Raw genomic sequence first — 9,347 nt, forward strand, 5'->3', positions numbered from 1 at the left:
CCGGTGGCCACCTGTGTTGTCCCGCTCGGTGTCCGAGGGCGCCGGTCTGCCGGCGAGGTCCCGGCACGCGGGTCCCCCGCTCCACCGCATGACCGGGCGATTCCCTGTCGTCCAGTGACCGCCTCCGGGCACACTGTACGACCGGCCCGCCCCGGGGCGGATCACCCGGACCGGATGAATTCCCGGCCGTGCTGCTAGCCGCTCACGGCCTTCTGTTTGATCAGTGTGTACTCCTCCTCGGTGATGGTGCCGTCGTCGAGCAGGGCGCGCGCCTTGGTGATCTCATCCGTGAGGCTGACTCCGGCCACCGACCGGATGTAGGACGCCTGCGCGTCCTGACGGGCGGCGGCCTCCCGCTGGTTCCGGGCCGCCATGCCGTCACCGCGGGCGATCAGGTAGACCAGGATCGAGATGAAGGGAATGAACACCAGCACGATCAGCCACACCGCCTTGAGCCAGCCGTTCAGCGCCCGGTCCTTGAAGATGTCGGAGATGATCGCGAAGAGCACGTAGAAGAACGCCACGAAGGCGTAGAGCCAGAACAGGAACCAGAAGAACTCCCAGAAACTCTCCCAGAAATCCATGATCACTCCTTAGTGAGGCAACGGCCGATCCCCTCCCCGGTGCCTCGAAGTATCCACCCGGGTGCACCCCGGAGCGTCACCCGGGCGGGGTGAAAGACCGGCCGGTCCCCCCGTGGCGCGGGGAGACTGGTCACGGGGCGGGCGGTGTCCGTCCCGGCAGGCTCAGGCGCGAGTGGAGGTTTCGCGGTCATGGGAAAGAAGAAGTCCACCGCCGGACACGGCGGGTCCACGGGTGATCCGGGCGGGGCACCGGTCATGAAACGGAAGGAATTCGCCGAGCTGGTCAAGCCGTTGCACGCCGAGCTGGTGGCCGTCCAGGAGTGGACCAAGTCCACCGGCGCCAAGATCGTCATCGTCTTCGAGGGCCGGGACACGGCCGGCAAGGGCGGAGTGATCAAGACGATCACCGAACGGGTCAGTCCCCGCGTGTTCCGGGTGGTGGCGCTGCCGACGCCCACGCCGCGCGAACGGTCGCAGATGTACATCCAGCGGTACGTACCGCACCTGCCCGCCGGCGGGGAGATCGTCATCTTCGACCGGAGCTGGTACAACCGGGCCGGGGTGGAACGGGTGATGGGGTTCTGCACCGAGGAGGAGGCCAAGAACTTCCTCCGGGTCGTCCCGGACGTCGAACGGGCCATGGTGGAATCCGGGATCCTGCTGCTGAAGTACTGGCTGGAGGTCACGGACGAGCAGCAGACCCTGCGGTTGCAGAGCCGGATCGACGACCCGCGCAAGTACTGGAAGCTCTCGGACATGGACCTGGAGTCCTACAGCCGCTGGTTCGACTACTCGCGGGCCCGGGACGACATGTTCCGCAGCACCGACACCGCCTGGGCGCCCTGGTACATCGCCGACACCAACGACAAGAAGCGGGGGCGGCTCAACATCATCACGCACATCCTGGACCAGATCCCCTACGAACCGCTCGAGAAGCCGGACGTCACGCTGCCCAGGCGTCAGGACCGGGGGGACTACACGGAACCGCAGCGGCTCCCCCGCGAGGTGCCCGCAGCCTACTGACCGCCGCGTCCGTGGACGTCACGGATCCGGCACACCCGTTCAATCGGCGCGGTCGCGGGCCGCGCCGGACGCCGCGCAAGACCAGGGGACCATGCCATGGCAATCCACGAGACCACGTCCGGGCCGGCCGCCACCGCGTCCTGGCACGCGCAGGAGCCCGCTGCCGTGGTCGCCCTGCTCGACTCGGACGAGCAGTCCGGGCTCACCACGTCGGAGGCCGGAGAGCGGTTGGCGCGGTACGGGCCCAACGCGATCGCCTCCGAACGGCCCCCCTCGCGCTGGGCGGTGGCACTGCGGCTGCTGCGCGACCCCATGAACCTGATGCTCGTCGGCGTCATCGTGGTCAGCCTGGTCATCGACCAGGTGCCGGTCGGGATCGTCGTGGCCGTGCTGGTGGTCCTCAACCTCGTCCTGGGCACCCAGCAGGAGCTCAAGGCCCGGGCCAGCGTCGACGCCCTGGCCAAGATGCAGATCCCGCAGGCGCGCGTCGTCCGGGACGGTTCGCTGAGCCAGCTCGACGCCACGCAGCTGGTGCCGGGGGACGTCGTGAACCTCGAGGCCGGGGACCTGGTGCCCGCCGACGGACGGCTGCTGCGGTCGGCCACGCTGGAGACCCAGGAGGCCGCACTGACCGGTGAGAGCGCCCCGATCGCCAAGGACGCCCAGGCCCTCACGGACGCCGACGTGCCCCTGGGTGACCGGACCAGCATGGTCTTCCAGAACACGGCCGTCACGCGCGGGACGGCCGTGATGGTGGTGACCGAGACCGGCATGCAGACCGAGATGGGCAAGATCGCCTCGATGCTCTCGTCCGTGGACCCGGGCAAGTCACCCCTCCAGCGCGAGCTGGACGGACTCACCAAGGTCATCGGCATCGTCGCCTGGTCCGCGGTGGCCGTGATCGTCATCATCGGAGTGCTCCGCGGCCAGCCCCTCGCGGCTGTCCTGCTGGTCGGCATGTCCATGGCCATCGCCGCGATCCCGACGGGCATGCCGACCTTCGTGCAGGCCATGCTGGCCTACGGAGCCAACCAGCTGGCCGAGCACAAGGCCGTGGTCAAGAACCTCAGCGACGTCGAGACGCTGGGGGCCACCAGCGCGATCAATTCGGACAAGACCGGCACCCTGACCATGAACCAGATGATGGTGCGGCAACTGTACCTGCGCGGCAGGTGGTACAGCGTGCAGGGCGACGGTTACGCCAAGACCGGCGCCATCCGCCAGGTCGCCGGCGAGCCTGCGCCCGACTTCACCCGGCTCTCCTACGGCCTGTGCCTGAACAGCGACGCGACCGTCTCCGACGCCGGCGAGGTCATCGGCGACCCGACGGAGGCCGCGCTGGTGGTCCTGGCGGCGAAGATGGGCGTCGACGCCGAGACGACACGCCGCGCCTACCCGCGGCTCGCCGAGGTCCCCTTCGACTCCGCGTACAAGTTCATGGCGACCTTCCACACCCTGCCGTTCGAGGACGGCCCGCACTTCGTCGAGTTCGTCAAGGGCGGCCCCGACGTGGTCCTGGCCCGGTGCGCAAAGGCGATGCTGCCGGACGGGGAGGTGGACATCGGCAGCGTGCGCGAGGAGATCCTGGAGGCCAACGAGTCCCTCTCCCAGCAGGGACTGCGGGTCCTGGCCTTCGCCGGCCGGATCCTGGACGGCCGGGAGGCGGAGGTGGGTGCGGATCCGATGCGGTTCGTCGAGGAGCTGACCTTCGTCGGCATGGTCGGCATCATCGACCCCCTGCGTGCGGAGGCGGCCGAGGCCGTGCGCCTGGCACACCGGGCGGGGATCGACGTCCGCATGATCACCGGTGACCACGCCATCACCGCCGCCGCCATCGGGGCCGAGCTCGAGCTGGGCCCTGGGGCGGTCAGTGGCGCCGAGATCCAGGCCATGACCGACGAGGACCTCGCCCGCGCGCTGCCCCGGCTCCACGTCTTCGGACGGGTGACCCCGCAGGACAAGCTGCGGCTCGCCCGGCTCATGCAGCAGGGCGGGGACGTCGTGGCCATGACCGGGGACGCCGTGAACGATGCCGCCGCGCTCAAGCAGGCCGACGTCGGCGTGGCCATGGGATCCGGCAGCGAGGTGACCAAGCAGGCCGGCAACATGATCCTCACGGACGACAACTTCGGCACGCTGGTGTCCGCCATCCGGCTGGGCCGCAGCATCTACGACAAGATCGTGTCCTTCGTCCGCTACCAGATGTCGGCGCTGTTCGCCCTGGTGCTGCTGTTCCTGACCGCCAGCGTCTTCGACATCAACCACGGCGTCGCGCTGATGCCGACGATGATCCTGTTCATCAACTTCTTCGTGACCATCTTCCCGGTGATCGTCATCATGACCGACCCGCCGGCCCCCGACCTGATGGACAGGCCACCCCGGGACACCACCCAGCCGATCACCAACCGCGGGGCCGTCACGCAGTGGCTGGTCTACGGGGTCCTGGGATTCGCGGTGACGCTGGCGGCCCTGCTGCTGGCTCCCGGGCCCATGAGCCCCACCGCACCGAGCGTGCCGCTGACGATGGCCTTCGTGGTGCTCTCGTTCAGTTCGATCTTCGGCAGCCTGGCCAAGCGACGCGATCCCGAGTCGGGTCTCAGGGCCCCGATCCTCGGTGCCCTGAAGATCCTCTCCATCCCCGTGCTCACCACGGTGGCCGCCGTCGAACTGGGATTCCTGCAGAACCTGCTGCTGACGACGTCGCTGAGCGGCGGCCAGTGGCTCGCCTGCCTCGGCCTGGGGCTGGTCGTCCCCCTCGTCGTCGAACTGGACAAGGCCATCCGTCGCCACCGGGCGGCCGGGAGGGAGCCCGCGCGTGCGGTCACCGAGGTGGTCGGCGGCCGGGCCGCCGAACGCCCCGCCCCCCGGCCCGTCTAGCTTCCGGGCAGCAGGGCCTCGACGGCGTCGGCCCAGGCCCGCCGGTCGGCGGCGTCCCCGGTCCCGCCTCCCGCGTCCGGGTCCAGCACGCCGGCCACCGTCCAGTCCGGGTGGTCGGTGCCGTCGGCGTGCGCGGGCCGGCGCACCGGGACCCCGGCCTCCTCGGCGATCAGGGCACCGGCGGACCAGTCATGCTCCTGGATGCCGAACTCGGCGTAGGCGTCCAGGGTGCCGTCTGCCACCATGCACAGGTCCAGGGCGGCCGAGCCGATCCGCCGCACGTCCCCGAAGTGCGCCAGGATGGCCGCGAGCGCGCGCAGCTGGAAGTCGCGGCGCGCCCCGGCGTAGCCGAAGCCGCTGGCCAGCAGCCGGCCGGACCGGCCCAGCACCGGGCCGTGGAGGCGGACCGGCTCGCCCGAGGTCCCGGTGACGGCGTCGTCCACGGTGGAGAACGCGCCCTGGCCCGCGGCCGCGTACCAGCTGCGGCCCAGGGCGGGGGCGACGACGGCACCGGCCAGCCAGCGCACCCCCTCGTCCCCGTCCTCACCCGGGCCCTCGACGGCCACCGAGGTGCAGAACTGCGGGATCGCGCGGATGAAGTTCGTGGTCCCGTCCAGCGGGTCGATGGACCACCGGTATCCCGAGGGGGTGGCCGGTTCGGTGTGCCCGTACTCCTCCCCCGAGATCGCGTCGTTCGGGCGGTAGGCGGTGATGACCTCGCGGACGGCCTGTTCGGCCCGGCGGTCGTAGTCGGTGACCCAGTCCGAACCGGAGCTCTTGGTGTCCGCGCCCAGGTCCTGGCGCGTGGCCGGCGTCGGGCTCAGGGGCCGCTCTGCCAGTACGGCCGCTCCCGCCCGGGCCGCGGCCCGGGCCACGGCCAGCAGTCCGCGGCTCATCGCTGCTCCTCGTTGTCGGTCATGGTGTCCTCTCCATCGGTGTCGGGGTCCTCGTGGGCGCCGGGGTCCCGCACGGCCGCCGGTCCCTCGGCCAGCAGCCGGACGAAGCCGGCCTCGTCCAGGACCGGCACCTTCAGGGACTCGGCCTTGTCCAGCTTGGAGCCGGCGTTCTCACCGGCCACGAGGAAGTCGGTCTTCTTGGACACCGAACCGGAGGCCTTGCCACCGCGGACGATGATGGCCTCCTTGGCGGAGTCACGGCTGAATTCCTCCAGCGACCCGGTGACCACCACGGTCAGGCCCTCCAGCGTGCGCGGGGTGTCCTCGTCCTGTTCGTCCTCCATCACGACGCCGGCATCGTGCCAGCGCTCGACGATTCCCGCATGCCAGTCCTCGCCGAACCACTCGATGACGGCCTCGGCGATGATGGGGCCGACCCCGTCGACGTCGGCCAGGCGCTGCTGGGCGGCGGCGCGGGCCTCCTCGGGGCTCAGTCCCTCGGGAACCGTGGTGGCCAGGTCCGCCAGCGCCCGCAGGGAGCCGAAGGCGGTGGCCAGGGACCGGGCCGCCGTGGGGCCGACGTGCCGGATGGACAGGGCCACCAGGACGCGCCAGAGCGGCTGGGCCTTGGCCTTCTCGAGCTCGTCGAAGAGCTTGAGGGTGTTCGCGGTGGGTTCCGAGGGTTTCCTGGCGGTGCCCTGGGTCCAGAAGTAGGGTTTCAGCTCCCACTGGCCGGAGGGGACCATCCTGCCGTCCACGCGCTGGCGCTTCTCCCGCCAGACCCGCACCTCGCCCAGCCGGCGGCGCAGTTCGTCCCGGAGGTCGTCGTCGTGGGGGTGGACCAGGTCGAAGAGCTGGGCGTCGGAGGTGAGGACGCCGGGTCCCTCGGGACGGACACGGCCCCCGTTCTCGGCGGGGTCCGGGCCGGGACCGTTGGTCAGCCAGAGCGCGGCCTCCTCGCCCAGGGCCTCGATGTCGAAGGCACCGCGGGAGGCGGCGTGCTCGATGCGTCCGGTGAGCTGGGCGGGGCAGGTGCGCGCGTTGGGGCAGCGCAGGTCCACGTCGCCCTCCTTGGCCGGGGCCAGGGTGGTGCCGCACGACGGGCACTCGGTGGGCATCACGAACTCGCGCAGTCCGGCCTCCGGGCCGGTGCCGAGCTCCTTGCCCTCGCGCAGGGGCAGGACGGGCCCGACGATCTCCGGGATGACGTCCCCGGCCTTGCGCAGCACCACCGTGTCCCCGATGAGCACGTTCTTGGCCCTCACCACGTCCTGGTTGTGCAGGGTGGCCATGGACACGGTGGATCCGGCGACGACCACCGGCTCCATCAGCGCGTAGGGGGTGACACGGCCGGTGCGGCCCACGTTGACCCGGATGTCCAGCAACCGGGTGTGGACCTCCTCCGGGGGGTACTTGTAGGCGGCGGCCCAGCGCGGCACGCGTGAGGTGTGGCCCAGGGCCCGCTGCAGGGCGAAGGAGTCCACCTTGATGACGATCCCGTCGATCTCGTGGACCAGGTCGTGGCGCTTCTGGCCGTGTTCCTCGATGAAGGCCAGGATCCCGCCGTCGGGACTCCCGTCCTCACCGTCCAGTCCCTCCACGATCCGCGTGTAGGGACTGGTGGGCAGGCCCCAGCCGGCGAGCAGCTCGTAGGTGGCGTGCTGGGAGCCGGCCTCCAGGCCGGAGTGGGCGCCGATGCCGTGGACGAACATGCTCAGCGGACGCTTGGCGGTCTCCGCGGGGTCCTTCTGGCGCAGGGACCCGGCCGCGGAGTTGCGCGGGTTGGCGAACGGGGCCAGGCCTGCCTCGGCCCGCTGCTGGTTGAAGGCCCGGAAGGCGGAGGTGGGCATGAAGATCTCCCCGCGCACCTCCATCTCGGCCGGCCAGCCAGACCCGGACAGCTGCTGCGGGATGTCCTTGATGGTCATCACGTTGTGGGTGACGTCCTCACCCGTGGTGCCGTCACCCCGGGTGGCGGCACGGACCAGCCGGCCGTCCCGGTAGAGCAGGTTCACGGCCAGGCCGTCGATCTTGACCTCGACGAGCCAGCGCGCAGTGGTGCCCGGGGCGATGGCCTCGATCGAGGCCGAGGTCTTCGCGTACCAGGACCGCAGCTCCTCGATGGAGAACAGGTCGTCGAGGGAGTACATCCGGGCCAGGTGGGTGACCGGGGCGAAGGCGGTGGACACCTCGCCGCCGACCTCCTGGGTCGGCGAGTCGTTGGAGACGATCTCGGGGTGCAGGGCCTCGAGGTCCTCGAGGCTGCGGTAGAGCGCGTCGTACTCGGCGTCCGAGACCAGTGGGGCGTCGTTCTGGTAGTACGCCACGCGGTGCCGGCGGACCTCGTCCACGAGGTGCTCGTACTTCTCCCGCAGGGCCTCCGTGGGGATGTCCCCGGCCTCGGGCTGGACGGAGGCGTCGACCTCGGGATCTCGGTCCATCTGCTGCGTGCTCACCGCTCCAGCCTAGGACGCCTCCCCGTCATCCGGGCACCGACGCGACGCGCGCCCCGTCCGAGACCAGCGAGGACCGAGAGCTGACGCAGTCGATGACGTCCTCCACGGTCCACGCGGACGCGCTCCCGGACTCCCTGCCGGGCCGGTGAGCCGGGCGGTTCAGTCGCCCGGCCCAGGGGCCGCGGTGGCGGTCCCGAGCACCTGGCCGTCCGCGTCCAGGGCCTCCACCATCAGGTACGGCTCCCCACCGGTGACCGGGATCGCGGTCTCGAAGCCGTCCCTGCCGACCGTGGCCCGTTCGATGGCACCTGCCCGGTCCTCACCGGCCAGCAGCCTCCACCGGGCCACCTCGGTGGCCCCGTTCCAGGAGGCATAGGCCACGCGCCCGCCGTCGTCCCGGCGGACGACCACGTCCGGACCGGACGCCGGCCGGCCCTCCCAGGCGAACGCGTAGGCACGGTAGCTGCCACCACCGCCCTCGTACCCCTCGCCGTAGCACTCGTCCCCGTGGCAGACGTCGTAGATGAGCTCACCGTCCGGGGTGTACTCGGAATACGACGGCCGGGCTCCCCAGCCGATGTGCATGTTGCCGTTGGGCAGCTGCTGGGCGTTGGCCATGCTGCTGGCCTTCCGTTCGGCGGGCGGCAGGTACTCGGTGACCACCTCGGCCGTCATCGCCTCCTCGTCCAGGGCCAGGCGCAGCCCGCGGGAGGAGGCGTCGCCCTCGTGACCACCCGCGTGGTTGTCCAGCAGTGTCAGGGTGCCGTCCGGGGCGCGCCGGGCGTCGTGCTGCCAGGCGAAGGAGGCGCCCTCGCCCATCCGGAAGTCGCTCGCGGAGCCGCCCAGGGTCCAGTCCACCGCCCCGGTGCCGCGCTCGATCCGGTAGACGGCGCTGGTATGCCGGGCGGAGACCAGCAGCGCACCGTCCCGGTCCTCGGCGATCGAGTTGATGTGGAAGTAGTCGAAGGGCTCGTCCCGGGTGCCGAGCCGCGGGGCCTGGGTCCCCTCCTCCGCGGCCTCCTCGGCGACCTCCGCCTGCTCCCGCCCGAAGTCCAGCACGGTCTCGGCCAGGGACACGTGGTCCAGTGCGCTCCACTCGAACCGGACCTCGCCGGTGGCGATGTCGACCTCCTGGATCACGGCGTCCTCGACGTACCCGTGACGAGGTCCGCCCACCTCGCCCAGGTCCGCCGGGGTGACCACGTAGGCGCCGATGAGCATGGTGCCCTCGGAGGTGATGGTCGAGTCGTGGAAGTCGGCCTGACCGGGTCCCAGCGAACCGCCCGTCGTCACCCGGGCGATCTCCTCGTAGGAGCCGTCGAGGACGAGGACCTCCCCGTCACCCCGGCCCTGCTCACTGGTGCCCCGGTAGACCGTGAGGACGGGTTCGCCGCGATACGCCTGGACGCGCAGGTCGAAGTACTCGTCATCCTCGACGTCCTCGCGGGAGGGACTCATCCAGACGAGTTCACCGCGGGCGTCGAGGATGACGGCACCGTCCGAGGGCGTCT

General features: G+C 71.0%; 6 protein-coding genes. 2 read left to right on the top strand and 4 right to left on the bottom strand.

The window, feature by feature from the left end; all coding sequences use genetic code 11:
• Positions 1 to 194: 194 nt before the first annotated feature.
• Positions 195 to 584, bottom strand: coding sequence for an SHOCT domain-containing protein (locus tag PLJ28_RS01220; RefSeq protein WP_183524054.1), 390 nt, complete (start codon positions 582 to 584; stop codon positions 195 to 197).
• Positions 585 to 773: 189 nt separating this feature from the next.
• Here PLJ28_RS01220 and ppk2 point away from each other — a divergent pair, with 189 nt between their 5' ends.
• Both ppk2 and PLJ28_RS01230 read left to right on the top strand, forming a co-directional pair.
• Positions 774 to 1,607, top strand: coding sequence for a polyphosphate kinase 2 (gene ppk2 / locus PLJ28_RS01225; RefSeq protein WP_183524051.1), 834 nt, complete (start codon positions 774 to 776; stop codon positions 1,605 to 1,607).
• Positions 1,608 to 1,703: 96 nt separating this feature from the next.
• Positions 1,704 to 4,484 carry a cation-translocating P-type ATPase gene (locus PLJ28_RS01230; RefSeq protein ID WP_324589842.1) on the top strand — a complete coding sequence of 927 codons (2,781 nt, stop codon included), beginning with the start codon at positions 1,704 to 1,706 and terminating at the stop codon, positions 4,482 to 4,484.
• Here PLJ28_RS01230 and PLJ28_RS01235 read toward each other — a convergent pair.
• The 3 genes from PLJ28_RS01235 to PLJ28_RS01245 all read right to left on the bottom strand — a co-directional run.
• Complete coding sequence (locus PLJ28_RS01235; RefSeq protein ID WP_183524045.1) at positions 4,481 to 5,380, bottom strand: inositol monophosphatase family protein; 900 nt, start codon at positions 5,378 to 5,380, stop codon at positions 4,481 to 4,483. The genes PLJ28_RS01230 and PLJ28_RS01235 overlap by 4 nt on opposite strands.
• Complete coding sequence (gene ligA / locus PLJ28_RS01240) at positions 5,377 to 7,821, bottom strand: NAD-dependent DNA ligase LigA (RefSeq protein WP_324589855.1); 2,445 nt, start codon at positions 7,819 to 7,821, stop codon at positions 5,377 to 5,379. Before ligA ends, PLJ28_RS01235 begins: the two co-directional genes overlap by 4 nt.
• Positions 7,822 to 7,995: 174 nt before the next feature.
• Positions 7,996 to 9,347: arylsulfotransferase family protein (locus tag PLJ28_RS01245; RefSeq protein ID WP_324589843.1), on the bottom strand; the 1,352-nt coding region annotated here is incomplete at its 5' end.

Origin of the sequence: Citricoccus sp. (genome assembly GCF_035445025.1) — a bacterium.
Classification (GTDB): domain Bacteria; phylum Actinomycetota; class Actinomycetes; order Actinomycetales; family Micrococcaceae; genus Citricoccus.